The 18,874-nt window shown below is 56.5% G+C and carries 24 protein-coding genes, 1 tRNA gene and 2 pseudogenes; all 27 read right to left on the reverse strand.

Annotated elements, in window-relative coordinates; all coding sequences use genetic code 11:
- Positions 1-161: 161 nt before the first annotated feature.
- Positions 162-829: pseudogene (locus tag HHJ18_RS05340) on the reverse strand (transposase); the annotation flags it as partial.
- Positions 830-1,294: 465 nt separating this feature from the next.
- Positions 1,295-1,371 (reverse strand) — tRNA-Met (locus HHJ18_RS05345).
- An 18-nt stretch (positions 1,372-1,389) separates the two neighbouring features.
- Entirely contained in the window at positions 1,390-1,791 is a 402-nt protein-coding gene (rplQ, locus tag HHJ18_RS05350; RefSeq protein WP_296912350.1) for a 50S ribosomal protein L17, read from the reverse strand.
- Between the two features lie 84 nt (positions 1,792-1,875).
- Positions 1,876-2,868, reverse strand: coding sequence for a DNA-directed RNA polymerase subunit alpha (gene rpoA, locus HHJ18_RS05355; protein WP_296912353.1), 993 nt, complete (start codon positions 2,866-2,868; stop codon positions 1,876-1,878).
- Positions 2,869-2,962: 94 nt separating this feature from the next.
- On the reverse strand, positions 2,963-3,586 hold the full coding sequence (gene rpsD / locus HHJ18_RS05360; RefSeq protein ID WP_296912356.1) for a 30S ribosomal protein S4: 624 nt from the start codon (positions 3,584-3,586) through the stop codon (positions 2,963-2,965).
- A 131-nt stretch (positions 3,587-3,717) separates the two neighbouring features.
- Positions 3,718-4,122 carry a 30S ribosomal protein S11 gene (gene rpsK, locus HHJ18_RS05365; RefSeq protein ID WP_007869288.1) on the reverse strand — a complete coding sequence of 135 codons (405 nt, stop codon included), beginning with the start codon at positions 4,120-4,122 and terminating at the stop codon, positions 3,718-3,720.
- Positions 4,123-4,135: 13 nt separating this feature from the next.
- The gene (gene rpsM, locus HHJ18_RS05370) at positions 4,136-4,501 is read right to left on the reverse strand and encodes a 30S ribosomal protein S13 (protein ID WP_296912359.1); all 366 of its coding nucleotides are present in this window, start codon (positions 4,499-4,501) and stop codon (positions 4,136-4,138) included.
- A gap of 25 nt (positions 4,502-4,526) precedes the next feature.
- Positions 4,527-4,640, reverse strand: a complete 114-nt coding sequence (rpmJ, locus tag HHJ18_RS05375; RefSeq protein ID WP_011481465.1) for a 50S ribosomal protein L36 — start codon at positions 4,638-4,640, stop codon at positions 4,527-4,529.
- A gap of 31 nt (positions 4,641-4,671) precedes the next feature.
- A pseudogene (gene infA, locus HHJ18_RS05380) lies at positions 4,672-4,836 on the reverse strand (translation initiation factor IF-1); the annotation flags it as partial.
- Between the two features lie 51 nt (positions 4,837-4,887).
- Positions 4,888-6,207 carry a preprotein translocase subunit SecY gene (gene secY / locus HHJ18_RS05385; protein WP_296912363.1) on the reverse strand — a complete coding sequence of 440 codons (1,320 nt, stop codon included), beginning with the start codon at positions 6,205-6,207 and terminating at the stop codon, positions 4,888-4,890.
- Positions 6,208-6,226: 19 nt separating this feature from the next.
- Positions 6,227-6,658, reverse strand: a complete 432-nt coding sequence (gene rplO / locus HHJ18_RS05390; protein WP_296912365.1) for a 50S ribosomal protein L15 — start codon at positions 6,656-6,658, stop codon at positions 6,227-6,229.
- Positions 6,659-6,671: 13 nt separating this feature from the next.
- Positions 6,672-6,854, reverse strand: a complete 183-nt coding sequence (rpmD, locus tag HHJ18_RS05395; protein WP_293470186.1) for a 50S ribosomal protein L30 — start codon at positions 6,852-6,854, stop codon at positions 6,672-6,674.
- Between the two features lies 1 nt (position 6,855).
- Positions 6,856-7,386, reverse strand: a complete 531-nt coding sequence (gene rpsE, locus HHJ18_RS05400; protein WP_296912367.1) for a 30S ribosomal protein S5 — start codon at positions 7,384-7,386, stop codon at positions 6,856-6,858.
- A gap of 17 nt (positions 7,387-7,403) precedes the next feature.
- The gene (rplR, locus tag HHJ18_RS05405; protein WP_296912369.1) at positions 7,404-7,769 is read right to left on the reverse strand and encodes a 50S ribosomal protein L18; all 366 of its coding nucleotides are present in this window, start codon (positions 7,767-7,769) and stop codon (positions 7,404-7,406) included.
- 11 nt (positions 7,770-7,780) lie between these two features.
- On the reverse strand, positions 7,781-8,314 hold the full coding sequence (rplF, locus tag HHJ18_RS05410; RefSeq protein WP_296912372.1) for a 50S ribosomal protein L6: 534 nt from the start codon (positions 8,312-8,314) through the stop codon (positions 7,781-7,783).
- 23 nt (positions 8,315-8,337) lie between these two features.
- Positions 8,338-8,733, reverse strand: a complete 396-nt coding sequence (gene rpsH, locus HHJ18_RS05415; RefSeq protein ID WP_296912375.1) for a 30S ribosomal protein S8 — start codon at positions 8,731-8,733, stop codon at positions 8,338-8,340.
- An 18-nt stretch (positions 8,734-8,751) separates the two neighbouring features.
- Complete coding sequence (gene rpsN, locus HHJ18_RS05420) at positions 8,752-9,057, reverse strand: 30S ribosomal protein S14 (protein WP_296912378.1); 306 nt, start codon at positions 9,055-9,057, stop codon at positions 8,752-8,754.
- A gap of 7 nt (positions 9,058-9,064) precedes the next feature.
- A complete protein-coding gene (gene rplE, locus HHJ18_RS05425; RefSeq protein WP_296912648.1) occupies positions 9,065-9,637 on the reverse strand; it encodes a 50S ribosomal protein L5 in 573 nt (190 codons plus the stop codon).
- A 2-nt stretch (positions 9,638-9,639) separates the two neighbouring features.
- Positions 9,640-9,960, reverse strand: coding sequence for a 50S ribosomal protein L24 (gene rplX, locus HHJ18_RS05430; RefSeq protein ID WP_296912382.1), 321 nt, complete (start codon positions 9,958-9,960; stop codon positions 9,640-9,642).
- Between the two features lie 9 nt (positions 9,961-9,969).
- On the reverse strand, positions 9,970-10,338 hold the full coding sequence (gene rplN, locus HHJ18_RS05435) for a 50S ribosomal protein L14 (protein ID WP_007869247.1): 369 nt from the start codon (positions 10,336-10,338) through the stop codon (positions 9,970-9,972).
- 424 nt (positions 10,339-10,762) lie between these two features.
- Positions 10,763-12,349, reverse strand: coding sequence for a glycerol-3-phosphate dehydrogenase/oxidase (locus HHJ18_RS05440; protein WP_296912385.1), 1,587 nt, complete (start codon positions 12,347-12,349; stop codon positions 10,763-10,765).
- Between the two features lie 175 nt (positions 12,350-12,524).
- Entirely contained in the window at positions 12,525-14,264 is a 1,740-nt protein-coding gene (locus HHJ18_RS05445) for an ABC transporter substrate-binding protein (RefSeq protein WP_296912387.1), read from the reverse strand.
- A gap of 94 nt (positions 14,265-14,358) precedes the next feature.
- Positions 14,359-14,667: a DUF2160 domain-containing protein gene (locus HHJ18_RS05450; RefSeq protein ID WP_296912389.1), complete on the reverse strand. Its 309-nt coding sequence runs from the start codon at positions 14,665-14,667 to the stop codon at positions 14,359-14,361.
- Positions 14,668-14,679: 12 nt separating this feature from the next.
- On the reverse strand, positions 14,680-15,492 hold the full coding sequence (locus HHJ18_RS05455; protein WP_296912392.1) for a carbohydrate ABC transporter permease: 813 nt from the start codon (positions 15,490-15,492) through the stop codon (positions 14,680-14,682).
- Between the two features lie 162 nt (positions 15,493-15,654).
- Positions 15,655-16,539 (reverse strand): sugar ABC transporter permease, encoded by an 885-nt coding sequence (locus tag HHJ18_RS05460; RefSeq protein WP_296912394.1) that lies wholly within the window; start codon positions 16,537-16,539, stop codon positions 15,655-15,657.
- Between the two features lie 88 nt (positions 16,540-16,627).
- Positions 16,628-17,707 (reverse strand): ABC transporter ATP-binding protein, encoded by a 1,080-nt coding sequence (locus HHJ18_RS05465; protein ID WP_296912397.1) that lies wholly within the window; start codon positions 17,705-17,707, stop codon positions 16,628-16,630.
- Positions 17,694-18,797 carry an ABC transporter ATP-binding protein gene (locus tag HHJ18_RS05470; protein ID WP_296912401.1) on the reverse strand — a complete coding sequence of 368 codons (1,104 nt, stop codon included), beginning with the start codon at positions 18,795-18,797 and terminating at the stop codon, positions 17,694-17,696. The genes HHJ18_RS05465 and HHJ18_RS05470 overlap by 14 nt, the downstream gene beginning before the upstream one ends.
- Positions 18,798-18,874: the final 77 nt, after the last annotated feature.

Below are 18,874 nucleotides of genomic sequence, written 5' to 3' on the forward strand. Positions count from 1 at the left end.
CTGCTGTTGTGCCAGTGGGGAAGTTTGAGGAATGGCCGACCGCATGCGCAAAGGCCGATTTTTTTGTTGGCTGGTTGGCGCCAATTAGTCGGTCATGCAAAATTCTGATTTTTCAAAAAGCACGCTGCACGGCATGCCCAAAAATTAATTTTTTCACCACCTTTGAGCTTTTTGCGCATGCGCCGGAACTGCTTGGCAGGGGCGTAGCCATCGGCGCGCCAACGCAGCGCTTTGCCTTCTTTGACGAAAGTCTGTTTGAGGCAAATGCCTGCGCGCTTGGCGGCGCTGATCACTTTGCGAAGCTCGATCTCCAGCAAGCGGCTGTCTACGCGGTGCGCAATGGCTTTCTCCTGGACTGTGGTGTCGACAATCACGCGCTCGAGGCCCTTAGGTTTGACCGCCTCGATGGCGAGGGCCAAGTCGATGGTGGCCTTGAGCAGCAGTTCCAGGCCTTCTTCGCCCAGGTCGCGGCGGAAGCGCCCGATCTGCGTGGCGCCGCATTGCAGGCGGTGCTCGTAATAGTCCATGCCACTGAAGAACTGCCAGACGATGATTCTCGCTCCAGCACACAACCCGTTCTTCGCCGCTGAGGTCAAAACTGTGTTTGAGGTACAGCAGGGCTGGCCATCGGGCGAATGGGCAGCTTGGGACGTCCGGCATTGCTGCGACCTGCGCCCACCAAGGCCTGCGTGGCGCCAAACAGGTACTGATCATCGAGTATCTGGCCTGCGCGATGCTGGCGCTCAAACTTCGCCGCCACTGCCGCTTCGATTTGACCCCAGGGCACCCGACTTGCGAGCATCGCCAAGGGGTCGTTCAAATTGATCATGGCGTTACTGTGGCTGCGGAAAAAGTCAATTGGCTGCTTCTTCAAATCCCTCAGAAATCAACTCCCTATAAACCCTTCCTGAGAGAATCGGTACACACCATTTGCATGAAAAAGCTAGTGTTCATGCGGGTTGGCGGAGTTTTGCTGGACCGACCAATTAAGCTGAGTCAACGCGCCGGTCAGGGTAGTCGACATCATCGGGTTGTCCGTCTCCGGCCGCTGCAAGACCCCTGAGGAAAAGAATTTTCAACACGATCACCGAAATCAGCCTTTGGCCGAGGCACTTGAACGAGATGGCATAAGTCTGCAGTCATTTTTCGGTATAGCGGACATGATGTTTACCCAAGCACACACCTCATCGTCAACCATCGAGCAACTTGAAATCCGTGATGCCAAAGATACCACCACAAAGCAAAACGCCCACATAAAGTGGGCGATTGCTACCAGCTTGTAAGGCTTGGATGTTGGTTGCGCGGGCAAGATTTGAACTTACGACCTTTGGGTTATGAGCCCAACGAGCTACCAGGCTGCTCCACCGCGCGTTATGACTCAATTATAACCTATTCCGTTTTGGCTGTGTCAACTAACGTGTCTTCCGCAACCTCCGGACGGTCCACCAACTCAACCAAGGCCATAGGAGCATTGTCACCCACACGGAAACCCATCTTCAAGATGCGGGTGTACCCACCGGGACGAGCTTTATAACGGGGCCCCAATTCTGCAAAAAGCTTTACAACCATATCGCGATCGCGCAAACGATCGAACGCCAAGCGCTTGTTGGCTAATGTGGGCTCTTTAGCGAGGGTAATCATGGGCTCCACCACCCGGCGCAATTCCTTGGCTTTAGGCAGTGTGGTTTTGATGACTTCATGCTGGAGCAGGGAGTTCATCATGTTCCGCAACATCGCGAGGCGGTGCTCGCTGGTGCGGTTTAGTTTACGTAATCCATGTCCGTGTCGCATAGTGCTTCCTTTCTGTAATATTCAAACAGCCGTATCAGGTACTGCCTGTGCACTTTCTCATCCAGGATGAGATCTTTTTCCAAATCAACTACGCTTGTCCAGGCCCGCAGGCGGCCAGCTTTCAAGTCTCATTCCGAGAGTCAGGCCGCGTGAGGCCAGCACTTCCTTGATCTCATTAAGAGATTTTCGTCCCAGATTGGGGGTCTTCAAAAGCTCATTTTCGGTACGCTGAATCAGATCTCCGATATAGTAAATATTTTCTGCCTTAAGACAGTTTGCCGAACGCACTGTCAACTCCAGCTCATCGACCGGCCGCAGCAAAATTGGATCGAATTGCTGGGAACTGCGCTGTACAGGCGCGTCAAAGGCGGCCAGTTCGTTGCCCTCCAGTTGCGCAAACACAGCCAGCTGTTCAACCAAAATCTTGGCAGACGCCCGAACCGCGTCTTCTGCGGTAACAGCACCATTTGTTTCAATCTCAAGCACCAATTTATCCAGGTCGGTGCGCTGTTCGACGCGGGCACTTTCAACAATATAGCTAACGCGCTTCACAGGAGAAAACGAAGCATCAAGCACAATTCGGCCGATCGACTTCGGCGACTCGTCCCCGTAACGGCGCATATTGCCCGGTACGTATCCACGGCCGTTTTCAACCTTGATCTGCATATCGATCTTGCCACCATGCGACAAGTTCACAATCACATGTTCGGGGTTGATGATTTCCACGTCATGCGGCGTCTGGATGTCGGCCGCAGTGACAGGACCCTCGCCGTCCTTGCGCAAGCTCAAAGTAACCTCATCGCGGTTATGCAGCTTGAACACCACGCCTTTGAGGTTCAACAAAATATTGACGACATCTTCCTGAACGCCGTCGATTGAGGAGTACTCGTGCAAAACGCCAGCGATCGTCACTTCAGTCGCGGCGTGACCGACCATGGATGACAGCAAAACGCGCCGTAGCGCGTTGCCCAGCGTATGGCCATAGCCTCGCTCAAATGGTTCCAGAGTGACCTTGGCACGGTTGGCGCCAAGCTGCTCAACATTGATAGTTTTAGGTTTTAACAAATTAGTCTGCATCGAGTCTTCCTCTCAATACCCTCGGTTCGTTACACCGATAAGGCCGGCGAAGCACACCCTGGCGATACGGTGCCCCGTATCGCAGGAACGAAAATTAGCGTGAGTACAGTTCGACTATCAACGATTCGTTGACATCGGCCGCGAATTCATCACGATCAGGCACTTTCTTGAAGACGCCTTCACCCTTGTCGGCATTCACATCCACCCATGCAGGCAAGCCAACTTGCTGAGCCAGCTGAAGCGCCTCGGCCACGCGGGTCTGCTTTTTGGACTTCTCGCGAACCGCGATTACATCACCAGTCTTGACCATGTAAGAAGGGATGTTGACAGAGCTGGAATTTACTGTAATGGCTTTATGGGAGACTAACTGGCGTGCCTCGGCACGAGTTGAGCCAAACCCCATGCGGTAAACGACGTTATCGAGACGGGTTTCCAGGATGAACAGCAAATTGGCGCCAGTGTTGCCCTTACGGCGATCAGCCTCTTCAAAATAGCGGCGGAACTGTTTTTCCAGAACGCCATACATCCGTTTGACTTTCTGCTTTTCACGCAGTTGCAGCCCGAAGTCAGACGTGCGTGTACCCGAGGTACGGCCATGCTGACCTGGCTTGGAATCGAACTTCGCCTTGTCGCTGATAGAACGACGAGCGCTCTTCAGAAAAAGATCGGTGCCTTCACGGCGGGATAGTTTGGCCTTGGGGCCTAGATAACGTGCCACTTGAATATCCTTTTGTCATCTGCTGCAGTTTATGCAGGAGCCGCAGGTAACAACCTAACGGCGGTGGGCTTGAGTAAAAATGCCAGTGCCCGCGTTAGTTGCAGCGCAAGCAACCGGGCAAGACAGCGCGATTAAATGCGACGACGCTTTTGAGGGCGGCAGCCGTTATGCGGCACCGGCGTGACGTCTGCGATCGAATTGATTCGAATACCAAGCGCACCTAGCGCCCGCACGGACGATTCGCGTCCTGGACCGGGCCCCTTGATTTCAACATCAAGGTTCTTGATACCCTGCTCAATGGCTGCACGACCAGCGACTTCCGAAGCCACTTGGGCCGCAAAAGGAGTTGACTTGCGTGAGCCCTTAAAACCTTGACCACCGGAAGAGGCCCATGACAAAGCATTGCCCTGACGGTCCGTAATCGTGATGATCGTGTTGTTAAAAGAAGCGTGAACGTGAGCGATGCCGTCCGCCACGTTCTTGCGTACTTTTTTTCGAACGCGCTGAGCTGCGTTATTGCTTGGTGATTTTGCCATTACGACCTCTCAATTATTTCTTCAAAGAAGCAGCTGCTTTACGCGGACCCTTGCGGGTGCGGGCGTTGGTCCTGGTGCGCTGACCTCGCACTGGCAGGCCACGACGATGACGGAAACCGCGATAGCAGCCGATATCCATCAAACGCTTGATGTTCATCGTGGTTTCGCGACGCAGATCACCTTCAATGGTAAAAAGGGCGATCTGATCACGGATCTTCTCCAGATCACCATCAGTCAGATCTTTGACTTTTTTGGCGTAATCGATCTCACATGCCTCGCAAATTTTGCGCGCGCGTGTGCGACCTATGCCAAAGATTGCAGTCAAGCCGATTTCGGCGTGCTTCTGCGGCGGAATATTGATACCAGCGATACGAGCCATGTGCGTCCTCTAAATCTCTTGAAAATCAGCCTTGGCGCTGCTTGTGACGTGGATCTGTGCAGATCACGCGTACAACACCCTTGCGGCGGATAATTTTACAGTTGCGGCAAATTTTTTTAACCGAAGCTGAAACTCTCATTTCTTTCTCCTAAACTTTTACTCTGTGCCTACTAAGCACGAATCACAATCCGTGCACGCGATAAATTGTAGGATGTTAATTCAACCTTCACCTTACCACCAGGAAGATTGCGAATGTAGTGAGCACTCATTTTTCCTGATATGTATCCCAGCACAACATGTCCGTTTTTCAGTTTGACCTGAAAAGTTCCATTCGGGGGTCTGTATACGCCCCTTACGTTTAGAACACATCGTCTTTAAATGTTCCTTCAGCTGCCCAACGACGTCTTAAAATTCGCCTTTTTCAGCAACGACTCATACTGTTGCGACATCATGTAATTCTGTACCTGTGCCATAAAGTCCATGGTGACCACCACAATAATCATCAACGATGTCCCACCAAAGTAAAACGGTACGTTGTACTTCAAAATCAGGAATTCAGGCAATAAACACACAAAGGTGATGTAGACCGCACCGGCGAGCGTCAAACGCACCAAAATCTTGTCTATGTAACGCGCCGTCTGGTCGCCAGGACGTATTCCGGGAATGAACGCGCCGCTCTTCTTCAGGTTGTCTGCCGTTTCCCGGCTGTTAAAGACCAGCGCCGTGTAGAAAAAGCAGAAAAATACAATCGCGCTGGCATACAGCATCACGTAAATAGGTTGACCCGGCGTAAGCGTACCGGCGATATCTTTCAGCCAACGCATGCTCTCACCCGTGCTGAACCAACCCACCACGGTCGCCGGTAACAAAATAATGGACGATGCGAAGATGGGTGGAATTACACCAGCCATATTCAGCTTGAGCGGCAAATGCGAAGATTGTCCGCCGTACACTTTATTGCCCACTTGGCGCCGGGCGTAATTCACCAAAATCTTGCGTTGCCCCCGCTCAACAAACACCACAAAGTAAGTCACCAGCACAACGACAGCAACGATCACTATTGCGATAAGGATACTCATCGCCCCGGTACGTACCAGCTCGAGCAAACCGCCCATGGCACTGGGCAAACCAGCCGCAATACCCGCAAAGATCAATATCGAAATACCATTACCCAAACCCCGCTCGGTGATCTGTTCACCCAGCCACATCAAAAACATTGTACCGGCCGTCAGGCTGAACACCGCCGTCATCCTGAATCCAAAACCAGGGACAAGAACCAGACCCGGCGAGCTTTCCAGCGCCACCGCAATACCCATTGACTGAAACAAAGCCAACCCCAGCGTTCCGTAACGCGTATATTGCGTAATCTTACGACGACCGCTTTCACCTTCTTTTTTCATCTGCTCGAATGTTGGGACAACATAAGTGAGCAGTTGCATGATGATGGAAGCAGAGATATACGGCATGATGCCCAAGGCAAACACCGTAAATCTCGACAAGGCACCACCAGAAAACATATTGAACAGATTCAATATGCCGCCTTGCTGGCCTTTGAACAACTCTTTCAGCTGGCCGGGATCGATACCCGGAACTGGAATGTGGGCACCGACGCGGTACACCACTAGAGCCAGCAGCAAAAACACTAGCCTGTTGCGCAGGTCACCGTACTTACCGGTTTTTGCAATTTGAGCCGAGTTGGTTGCCACTGATTGGTCCGGTTAGGAATTACGCAATGGAGCCGCCAGCGGCTTCAATGAGAGTCTTGGCTCCTGCCGTTGCGGAAATGCCATTTAGTTTGACTGCTTTGGACAAGGTTCCTGTCTTTATGACTTTGACATTCCTCGCCAGCTGGCCCACCAGGCCGGACTGTTTCAGCGTGAGTAGATTCACTTCTGCCAAGCCCAACTGCTCTAAAGCCGTGAGGGTGATCTCAGCATTAAATTTAAGTAGATGCGACTTGAAACCGCGCTTGGGCAAGCGGCGCTGCATAGGCATCTGACCGCCCTCGAAGCCGACCTTGTGGTAACCGCCAGCACGGGACTTTTGGCCTTTGTGACCGCGTCCTGCTGTTTTACCCAGGCCCGAACCGATGCCGCGACCGACGCGTCGCTTGGCATGTTTTGCGCCTTCGGCAGGCTTGATTCCGTTCAATTCCATGATGAGTCTCCGCTCAGATAACCTTGACCAGATAACTGATCTTGTTGATCATGCCGCGCACTGCGGGCGTGTCCTGCAATTCGCTGACGCTGTTGATGCCACGCAAACCCAAACCACGCACGGTGGCGCGGTGTGATTCCTTGGTGCCAATCGGGCTGCGAATCAACTGAACTTTCACTTTGGTTTCAATGGTCATTTCAGTGCCCGCCTGAGCCGAAGATTTCTTCGACAGATTTGCCACGCTTGGCCGCGATTTCGGACGCTGTAGTGGAATTATTCAAAGCATCCATCGTGGCTCGCACCATGTTGTAAGGGTTGCTCGAACCGTGGCTTTTAGCAACGATATCGGTAATTCCCATCACTTCAAAAACAGCCCGCATCGGACCGCCAGCAATGATGCCGGTACCCTTGGGGGCCGGCGCCATCATGACGTTGGCGGCACCGTGGTGACCAAATACATTGTGATGGATAGTGCCGTTCTTCAAGGACACCTTGGTCATGTTGCGACGCGCTTCTTCCATGGCCTTTTGAACGGCTGCAGGCACTTCTTTTGACTTGCCTTTGCCCATGCCAACGCGGCCATCGCCGTCACCCACCACCGTCAGTGCGGCGAAACCGAGAATACGGCCACCCTTCACCACTTTGGTTACGCGGTTGACCGCGATCATTTTTTCCTTCAGACCATCGTCTGGAGCGTCGTTTTGCGATTTTGCTTGAAACTTAGCCATACTTAATTCCAGTCTGCTTAGAACTGCAAACCAGCTTCGCGAGCCGCATCAGCCAGCGCTTTGACGCGGCCATGGTACGCAAAACCGGCGCGATCAAACGCCACTTTTTCTACACCTGCAGCTTTTGCCTTTTCAGCAATGCGCTTGCCAATGGCCTGCGCAGCAGCAACATTTCCACCTTTACCGGAGGTGCCAAATTCCTTGCGCACTTCCACTTCCGCGGTGGATGCAGCTGCCAGAACTTTGGTGCCGTCGCCAGAAATAACACTGGCGTAAATATGCAGATTGGTGCGATTCACGGTCAGACGGGCAACACCTTGCGTGGCGATACGAATTCTGGTCTGACGTGAACGGCGAAGGCGCTGCTCTTTTTTGGTCAACATGATGCAGCTCCTTATTTCTTCTTGGTTTCTTTGATCGTGATTTTTTCATCCGAATACCGGATGCCCTTGCCTTTGTAGGGCTCGGGGGGGCGGACCGCACGCACTTCGGCAGCAATCTGTCCCACACGTTGACGATCGGAACCCTTGATCACTACTTCGGTAGGTGTTGGGGTTTCCACCTTAATACCGGCTGGCATATCCAGCACCACAGGATGGGAGTAGCCCACCGTCAAGTTGAGCTTGGCGCCTTGGGCCTGGGCCTTAAAACCCACACCAACCAGATAGAGCTTTTTCTCAAAGCCCTTAGTTACACCGGTAACCATGTTGTTCACAAGTTGACGTATCGTGCCACTCATGGCATTGGCTTCTCGCGAATCGTTGGCAGGCGCAAAAGTAAGTTTGCCGCCATCACTTTTGATGCTGACAAGCGCATTTTGCGTCAGCGCCAAGGCGCCCAAGGCGCCTTTGACATTGATCTGGTCGTCTTTGATTGCCACATCCACACCTTGCGGTACGGTAATCGGCATTTTTCCTACACGGGACATTTTAGTTTCTCCTCAATGCCGCGTTAAGCCACGTAGCACAGCACTTCACCACCGATACCGGTAGCGCGCGCCTTGCGGTCCGTCATGACACCCTGCGGCGTCGTGACAATTGCCACACCAAGGCCGTTCATGACCTGGGGAATGGCGCCATGACCTTTGTAAACACGCAGGCCCGGGCGACTAACGCGCTCAATGCGCTCAATCACAGGGCGACCTGCGTAATACTTCAGGGCGATTTCCAGTTGGGGCTTGCCATCGTTGGCTTTGACTGAGAAGCCATCGATATAGCCCTCGTCCTTCAAAACCTGCGCGATAGCAACTTTAACTTTTGAAGACGGCACCAGCACCACGGCTTTTTCAACCATTTGTGCATTCCGGATGCGTGTCAGCATGTCGGCGATAGGATCACTCATACTCATTTGCGGTTCTCCTACAGCTTACCAGCTTGCCTTGGTGATACCAGGGATATCACCAGCAAAAGCCAACTCACGAATCTTGGCGCGAGCCAAGCCGAATTGCCGGAACGTCCCGCGCGGGCGACCCGTGATCGCGCAGCGGTTACGCTGACGAGTGGGGTTAGCATTGCGGGGCAACTTTTGCAACTCCAGGCGGGCCAGTGTGCGCTCTTCATCGGAGCGTTTGGCATCATTGGAGGTTGCCTTAAGTTCGGCGTGTTTCTTGGCGAACTTGGCCACGAGCTTGTCGCGCTTCAGTTCTCGTTGCAGTAAAGCTTGTTTTGCCATGCCCGCCTCAGTTCTTGAACGGAAAACGGAAGGCGGTGAGAAGCGCTTTGCACTCTTCATCGGTCTTGGCCGTTGTGGTAATGCTGACATTGAGACCGCGCAGGGCGTCAACCTTGTCGTACTCAATTTCAGGGAAAATGATCTGCTCTTTCACGCCGATGTTGTAGTTCCCGCGGCCATCAAAGGCCCGACCTGAAATACCACGAAAGTCACGAACGCGCGGCAGGGCCACGGTCACGAAGCGATCAAGGAACTCATACATCTTCACGCCGCGCAGCGTCACCATACAGCCGATAGGCAGATCTTCGCGGATCTTAAATCCGGCGATAGCCTTTTTAGCCTTAGTCACAACAGGTTTCTGGCCGGCAATCTTGGCCATGTCGCCAACTGCACTGTCCATGACCTTCTTATCTGCAACCGCTTCGCTCACACCCATGTTGAGCGTGATCTTAGTAATGCGAGGAACCTGCATCGGCGATTTGTAGCCAAATTTTTCAATCAGGGCCGGCGCGATTTTTTCGCGAAACTGCGCCTGCAGGCGAGCCTGCGAGGGAGCTTGTGTCGGTGCTGTTTTTGCCATACTCATGCAGCCTTAATTTCGTCGCCACTGGACTTGAAGACGCGCACTTTTTTGCCGTCAGTCAGGAGCTTGATACCCACACGATCCGCCTTACCCGTTGCAGCGTTGAAAATCGCCACATTGGATTGATGAATCGGCATGCTTTTCTCGACAATACCGCCTGTGGTGCCTTTGAGCGGATTTGGCTTGGTGTGTTTCTTCACCAGGTTAATCCCATCTACCAGTACGTAACTATCGTCTTTGCGCAACGATATCTTGCCGCGCTTGCCTTTGTCGCGGCCAGCGATCACGACGACTTCGTCGCCCTTGCGAATCTTGTTCATAGCGTGACCTTACAGAACTTCAGGAGCCAGGGACACGATCTTCATGAACTTTTCAGTGCGCAACTCGCGCGTCACTGGTCCGAAGATGCGGGTGCCGATAGGCTCGAGCTTGGCATTCAGCAACACTGCTGCGTTGCCGTCGAATTTGACGAGTGAGCCATCACCGCGGCGGATGCCCTTGGCGGTACGAACCACCACAGCACTGTAAACCTCGCCTTTTTTGACGCGGCCACGGGGAGCGGCTTCTTTAATGCTGACCTTGATGACGTCACCGACGCTGGCGTACCGGCGCTTGGATCCGCCCAGCACCTTGATGCACATCACGGATTTAGCACCCGTGTTGTCGGCAACATCGAGTTTGGATTGCGTTTGAATCATTTAATATAGTCCCAACTTGCACCAGAGGGCGGCCAGCTTTTGATTGCAAACCACCAACTAATCAGTCTTGGGCCCGTCGTCCACACCGCAAACCACTTGCAATGCTTCCGCTGGGCAGAAGTCCCCGCTTTTTCTAGCGAAGCCCTCTATTATTACCACAGCAGCAGGTAGTGTCAACTGCTCTCGGTAAAAAAATCTGGTTATTTGTCAGAACTGCACGGTGAGCTGCCGCCAGCGCACCGAGCCAGTCAGTCCCTGCAGCCAACACGAACCGTGGCGCAAAGTCGAAATTACCTGTTAAATCAGCTTCCAGCCCTTTACTGACGGTCGTAAGTAGCTATAAAAACAGTAGCGGACATGGCCCTTTGTTCCGCCTTTTCCGTCTGATTAAGCGGTAGAAGGCAGCGCCGGGACTGCGCAGATTTCAGTCGGGCAGGCTGAGGTACTGCGCGCAAAGCGCCAAAAAAGCCTCCAATTGAGGATCAATCCCGTTTTCTTGTTGCAACAAAACCGCCACTTCGGGCGCCACCGAGCGGGCCAGCACCGCATCCAGGAATAGCAGTCGCGAGCGGCGCGCCAGCACATCTTCGACGCTACGGGCATATTCAAAGCGCGCGGCAAACCGCACCATGGCCTCGGTCAGGCCGCCGCCTAGTTCGCAAGCGGCGCCCGGCAGGCTCAGCACGGCCGCGGCTTCGCTGCCGTACAAATGAAGTCCAGGCGCATCGCTGAGTTTGCGGTCTGAAGCGCAGGCACCGACCAATTTGAGTTGACTTGTTTCCACCCCTGTCCGGGCAGGAAGCAAGCCTGCGGCAAAGCACTTGTCCATGACATCCTCGGCCATGGCCCGGTAAGTGGTCCATTTACCGCCGGTCACGGTGACCAGCCCGCTTTTACTAACCAGCACCGTATGCTCGCGCGACAGGGCCTGGGTGTTGCCGGCATCGTCCTGGGGGGGCTTGACCAACGGCCGCAGCCCGACCCAGATGCTCTTGACATCGGCCGGGCCGGGCGCGCGACTCAGGTAACGCGCCGATTCGCGCAGGATAAAGTCAACTTCCTCTTTGAACGGCAGCGGCTCACGTGCCAGGTCATGGCGCGGGGTGTCGGTCGTTCCCAGGATGATTTTGCCCAGCCAGGGCACGGCAAACAGCACCCGGCCGTCAGCCGTCTTGGGAATCAGCAACGCATGGTCCGTGGGCAAAAAGGAACGATCCACAACTATATGCACACCCTGGCTGGGCGCGACCATCGCTGCGGTTTCGCGGCCTAGCGCCTGCCCGTCTTGAATGCGCAACTGATCGACCCATACGCCGGCTGCATTTACCACGCAACTCGCCTTCAGTACAAACAAACGCCCGGTTTCCTGGTCTTGCGCGTGAAGTCCCACCAGTTTGCCGTTTTCGTGGATCAACCCGGTGGCAGCACAGTAGTTGACCAGCAGCGCGCCCTGCCGAGCTGCGCTGCGGGCCAGTGCCAGCGCCAGTCGCGCGTCGTCAAACTGGCCGTCCCAGTACTTGACGCCACCTTTGAGGCCTCGCGCCTGGAGCGTGGGCAGACATGCGAGGGTTTCGTTGCGGTTCAAAAATTCCGTGGGACCCAGCCCGGCTTTGCCGGCCAGGGCGTCATACATCTTGAGTCCCACGCCATAAAAAGGCGCTTCCCAGAACTTATAGGAGGGCATCACAAAGGGCAGCGGCTGCGCCAAATGCGGCGCATTGGCAAGCAGCGTGGTGCGTTCGCGCAAGGCCTCGCGTACCAGTGAGATATTGCCCTGGGCCAGATAGCGCACGCCGCCATGCACCAGTTTGGTGGCGCGCGACGAGGTGCCTTTGGCGAAGTCGTGCGATTCGATCAACACCACAGAAAAGCCGCGCGCGGCAGCGTCCAGAGCCACCCCCAGGCCGGTTGCGCCGCCGCCGATAACGGCCACGTCGTAGTGGCGCGCTTGCGAAAGCCGGTCCGTCAGTTCCTGACGCGGCGTGGCAACAGGCGGGGCTTCAGTCATCATGGGCTTCATTGTCCGTTTTCATAAAACCCACCTTCAAAATCTCTTGCGCTCGCCTCAGCTATTTCGGCTACAGAGCGCTGCCCCGCCCTGCGGCGAAGGCTGCCGCAGGGCGGGGCAGGCCGGATAAATCAACAAGGGGGCCGCGGAACGCAGTGGCGCCGCACGGCCCATCGACTCAGCGGACTTTTCCGTCCTTCCAGGCCTGCAGCAACTTGTCGTAGTTGATGGTTTCACCTTTGGGTTTCTCGTTGGCCAGCTTGGCCCAAGGCGCGCCCTTGTCACTCAGGTATTTGGCCGGGTCCCCCTTAGGATTGAGTTTGGGCGCGCACTTGGCCATGCCAGCACGCTCAAGTCGGGCCATCACCTGGTCCATTTCCTCCGCCAGGGTATCCATGGCACCCTGCGGGGTTTTCTCGCCCGTCACGGCCTGCGCGACGTTCTTCCACCAGAGCTGCGCCAGCTTCGGATAGTCGGGAACGTTAGTGCCGGTGGGCGTCCAGGCCACACGCGCTGGGCTGCGGTAAAACTCGACCAGCCCGCCGTACTTGGCGGCGTTCTTGGTGAAATACTCATGGCGAATGTCGCTGTCGCGGATGAAGGTCAGGCCGACCACCGATTTTTTGGCCGACACGGTTTTGGCTGTGACGAACTGCGCGTAAAGCCAGGCAGCGGCCACCTTGTTGGGGTCATGGTCCTTAAAGAAGGTCCATGAACCAACGTCCTGGTAGCCGTTTTGCATGCCTTGCTTCCAGTAGGGGCCATTCGGGCCGGGCGCCATGCGCCACTTCGGCGTGCCGTCGGCATTGACCACCGGCAAACCCGGCTTGGTCATATCGGCAGTGAAGGCGGTGTACCAGAAGATCTGCTGGGCGATCTGCCCCTGCGCTGGCACCGGCCCGGCTTCGCCGAAGGTCATGCCGTTAGCTTCCTTGGGCGCGTACTTTTTCATCCAATCGACGTACTTGGTCAGCGCATAAACCGCCGCCGGCGAATTGGTGGCGCCACCGCGTGACACCGAGGCGCCAACTGGCGTGCATTTGTCAGCCGCCACGCGAATGCCCCATTCGTCCACCGGCATGCCGTTGGGGATGCCCTTGTCGGCGGTGCCGGCCATGGACAGCCAGGCATCGGTGAAACGCCAGCCCAAAGACGGGTCTTTCTTGCCGTAGTCCATGTGCCCGTAGATGGGTTTGCCGTCAATCGTCTTAACATCATTGGTGAAAAATTCGGCAATGTCCTCGTAAGCGCTCCAGTTCAGTGGCACCCCCAAGTCGTAACCGTACTTGGCCTTGAACTTGTCCTGCAGGTCCTTGCGCGCAAACAGGTCGGCCCGAAACCAGTACAGATTGGCAAATTGCTGGTCGGGCAACTGGTAGAGCTTGCCATCGGGCGCCGTGGTGAAGCTGGTGCCGATGAAGTCCTTCAAATCAAGGCCTGGATTGGTATATTCCTTGCCGACGCCGGCCATGTAATCGGTCAGCGAAAGTATCTTGCCGTAGCGATAGTGGGTGCCGATCAGGTCGGAGTCCGAAATCCAGCCGTCATAAATCGACTTGCCCGATTGCATTGAGGTCTGCAGCTTCTCGACCACGTCCCCTTCCTGGATGATGTCGTGTTTAACCTTGATGCCGGTTATTTCCCCAAAGGCCTTTGCCAGGGTTTTTGACTCGTATTCGTGGGTGGTGATGGTCTCGGACACCACCGAGATTTCCTTGACGCCCTTGGCCTGAAGTTTCTTGGCAGCGTCGATGAACCATTTCATTTCGGCCTGCTGCTGGTCCTTGGTTAAGGTCGACGGCTGGAACTCGCTGTCAATCCATTTCTTGGCCGCGGCCTCGTCGGCCCAGCCGGGGCCGGCCATCGCACAAGCGGCGGCCAGTGCCAGCGCTGTTCGACGTGTATTGAACATTTTCATGACTTGTCTCCTCAATGGTTCAGTCCCCGTAGATGAAGGCTGATTCGGCTCGGGGGAAGAACGAGCCGGGTTCCTTTTCAAATATTTTGACGATCTAGCCCTTGCGCATAACCCATGCGAGCAAGGCCATCGACAACACAAAACTGATCCAGATGGAAGGGTCTGCAGCAAGACCCAGCCAGCCCGCCAGCTTGCCACTGATGCCCACAAAAATCAGGTTCACGTAGGCTGCGCCCAGCAGGCCTATAAAGAGGCGGTCTCCTCGCGTGGTATCCAGCGGCAAAAAACCTCGGCGCAAACGGGTCGGCAACTTCAGCTCCCAAACCGTCATGCCCACCAGCATCAAAACGATGCAGCTGAAAAATACCGCCACCGGTGTCGTCCAAGCCATCCACTCCAACATGCTCAGTCCCTCCTACACGCGGCCCATCGCGAAACCCTTCGCGATGTAGTTGCGCACAAACCAAATCACGATGGCGCCCGGCACGATGGTCAGCACGCCGGCTGCCGCCAGCGTGGCCCAGTCCATGCCCGAGGCCGAGACGGTGCGCGTCATGGTGGCGACGATGGGTTTGGCGTTGACGCTGGTCAGCGTGCGTGCCAGCAGCAACTCAACCCAGCTGAACATGAAGCAAAAGAACGCCGCGACGCCGACGCCGGCCTTGATCAACGGCAGAAAAATCCGGACAAAAAACCCCGGAAACGAGTAGCCGTCGATGTAGGCCGTCTCGTCAATCTCGCGCGGAATTCCGCTCATGAAGCCCTCCAGAATCCAGACCGCCAGCGGCACGTTGAACAGCAAGTGCGCCAACGCCACCGCAATATGCGTGTCCATCAGCCCGACCGTTGTGTAGAGCTGGAAAAAGGGCAGCAGGAACACCGCCGGCGGCGTCATGCGGTTGGTTAACAGCCAGAAAAAAACATGCTTGTCACCCAGAAAGCTGTAGCGCGAAAACGCGTAAGCGGCCGGCAGGGCGACGCTGACTGAAATCACCGTGTTGATGGCCACGTAAATCAGGCTGTTGATGTAGCCCGAATACCAGGACGGGTCGGTGAAGATGGTCTTGTAATTATCCCAGGTGAAATTTTTTGGAAAGAACGCAAAGCTTGAAAGGATTTCAGCATTCGTCTTAAAGCTCATGTTGACCATCCAGTAGATGGGCAGGAGCGCAAACACGATGTAGGCGATCAGAAACAACGTGCGTGCTTGGAATTTCGGCTTAGTCATGATGCCCCACGCTCCCCACTTCGTGTGATTCTCTGCCCCCGGCGGGAACCGCCCCGCCTGCGGCCCGGCAAAGCCGGTTCCCCGAGGGCAACTTGCTCCAGACTGCGGCAGTACCGGTTCCTGCTTTTTGGTTTGCTGCCCAACGAGGGGACGGCGCGGCGCTCATTGTTCGCCTTCCTTTTCTTGCGTTCCAACGCGCTGCATCCAGTTGTAAAGGATGAAGCACAGCAGCAAAATGATCAGAAAGTAGATCAGCGAGAACGCCGCTGCAGGACCCAGGTCAAACTGGCCCACGGCCTTCTGCGTGAGGTACTGCGACAAGAAGGTGGTGGCATTGCCCGGCCCGCCGCCAGTCAGCACAAAGGGCTCGGTGTAAATCATGAAGCTGTCCATGAAACGCAGCAACACGGCAATCATCAGCACACCGCGCATCTTGGGCAGTTGGATGTAACGAAACACCGCGAATTTGCTGGCTCCGTCGATACGCGCCGCTTGGTAATACGCATCCGGAATCGAGCGCAGCCCGGCGTAACACAGCAAGGCCACCAGCGGCGTCCAGTGCCAGATATCCATCATCAGCACCGTCACCCAGGCATGGGCGGCGTTGCCGGTGTAGTTGTAGTCAAAGCCCATTTTCTGCAGCGTGGCGCCAAGAAGCCCGATATCCGCCCGCGCGTAGATTTGCCAGATCGTCCCGACCACATTCCACGGAATCAACAGCGACAGCGCCACCAGCACCAGTACCAGCGACGCCTTCCAGCCCTGCGCCGGCATCGACAGTGCCAGCGCAATTCCCAGCGGAATTTCCACGGCCAGCACCGCCAGCGAAAATGTCAGCTGGCGCCACAACGCGGCATGCAGATCTTCGTCGCGCATCACGGCGGCAAACCATTCGGTGCCAACAAACACGCGCCGCTCCGGTGAAATGATGTCCTGCACCGAGTAATTGACCACCGTCATGAGCGGCAAGATGGCGGAAAACGCCACGCAGACGATGACCGGCAGCACCAGCAGCCAGGCCTTCTGGTTCACGGGTTTGGTGGTCATGGTGCCCCCACGTTTACCGCCAAGGCGGCTGCATTGCCCCTCGTGGGGGCGTTTGCTTGCTTGAAGCGGTTCTGCGCAGCGTTCGTACTCATACGCTCACCAGTTCTTCGTTCACATACAGGCAGGTGTGCGGTCCCATGATGCGCAGCCAGACCTGCTCGCCCGTTTGCGGCAGGCTGGCCGCCGGGTGCAGCCGCGCCTTCACCGTATGCCCGCCCAGCGTGGCGGTCAGCATCATGTGGGTGCCAATGTCCTGCACCAGCGTCACCTGAAACGGCAGCGCAGCCGGGTCAGCGGGCGCAGTCTGAACCACGTATTCAGGCCGCACGCCGAGCTTGAGATCGCCATCGGGCACGGCGCGGTCCGCCGGCAGAGCCAGAGTGATGCCGGCCACGCGCAGTACGCCCGCCGTCACGCTGCCAGGCAAAAAGTTCATGCCGGGCGAACCGATGAAATGTCCGACAAAGGTATGGCGCGGCCGCTCAAACAGCGCGTCGGCTGAACCGGTCTGCACGGCGCGGCCGCGCGTCATCACCACCACCTCTTCGGCGAAGGTCAGCGCCTCGACCTGGTCGTGCGTCACGTAAATCAGCGTGAGCTTGAGTTCATGGTGAATTTGCTTTAGCTTGCGCCGCAGCTTCCATTTCAAGTGTGGGTCAATCACCGTCAGCGGCTCGTCAAACAGCACGGCCGACACGTCGGGACGCACCAGCCCGCGGCCCAGCGATATCTTCTGTTTGGCGTCCGCCGCCAGGCCTGACGCGCGCTGGTTCAGCTGGCCGCTCATGTCGAGCATTTCGGCAATCTCGCCCACGCGCTTTTTGATCTGGGCTTCCGGAACCTTGCGGTTGCGCAGCGGAAAGGCCAGGTTTTCCGCCACCGTCATGGTGTCGTAGATCACCGGGAACTGAAAGACCTGGGCAATATTGCGCTGCTGCGGCGTGGCTTGGGTCACGTCCACTCCGTCAAACCTGACGCTGCCCTGCGAGGGCGCCAGCAGGCCCGACACGATGTTGAGCAGCGTGGTCTTGCCGCAGCCTGAGGGACCCAGCAAGGCGTAAGCCCCGCCATCGCGAAAACTCATGGTCAGCGGCAGCAGCGCATAGTCGCTATCGTCGCGCGGATTGGGCCGGTAGGCATGGGCCAGATCCAGATCAATACGGGCCATCATTGACCTCCTTCGCCGCGCGGCGTTGGGGCGCCACCAGCAACGCGCCGCCGGCATCAAACACATAGGCCTGCGCGGCATCCAGATACAAGGTCAGCGGCGCGCCCAAATCAAAGTAGTGCACACCGGTCAGTTGCGCCACCAGTTCACCCACAGCGGTTGCGACGTGCACAAAGGTGTCGGAGCCGGAAATCTCGGCCAGCTCGACCTTGCCGGGCAGCGCCACGTCGCCCGCATGCGCCGCAACGCGTAACGCCGAGCCGCGCACGGCTGCCGTCAGCTTGGCCAATCGTTGCTCAGGCGCCATCGGCAAGCGCAACGACAAGGCCGGCCCGCCCACCAGCTGCACGCCCTGCGCCGCCGGCAGCGCTGCGATCAGGTTCATGGGCGGGTCACTGAAAGCCCGCGCCACCCGCAGCGACTGCGGCGCATGAAACACCTGCGCCGTGGGCCCGTACTGCAGCAGCTCGCCCGCATCCATCACGGCGGTGTAGCCGCCCAGCAGCAAGGCCTCGCCCGGCTCGGTGGTGGCATAAATCACGGTCGAGTCGCCGGCGGAAAACAGCTGCGTCAATTCTTCGCGCAGCTCTTCACGTAATTTGTAATCCAGATTCACCAGCGGCTCATCGAGCAGCATCAGCGGTGCGCCTTTGGCCAGCGCCCGTGCCAGGGCAACGCGCTGCTGCTGCCCGCCGGAAAGTTCTGCCGGGTAGCGATCGAGAAACATCTCGATGTGCAGCCGCGCGGCCAGGCTGCGCACCTTGTCGTCTATGTTTTTCTCGCCACGCAAGCGAAGCGGCGACCCAATGTTGTCGGCCACCCTCAGCGAGGGGTAATTGATGAACTGCTGGTACACCATGGCGACATTGCGCTCACGCACCGGCGTGCCCGTCACGTCCACGCCATCCACCCGTACGCGGCCCAGCGTCGGAACATCGAGGCCGGCCATGATGCGCATCAGGCTGGTCTTGCCGGCTTGCGTCGCGCCAAGAAGCACCGTCACCTCGCCGCTTCGCGGCAGCAGGCTCAGCTCGAACAGCCAGTCTTCCGCACCCACTTTTTTACTGATGTTCTCAAGCGCAAGCTGCATCACGCCTCCCTTGGGCAGCACAGGCCAAAACCGCAGCAAGTAAAAAAAGGGCACTATTCAACAAAGCGATTTCCCGC

This window comes from Polaromonas sp. (genome assembly GCF_012927455.1).
GTDB lineage: Bacteria > Pseudomonadota > Gammaproteobacteria > Burkholderiales > Burkholderiaceae_C > Polaromonas.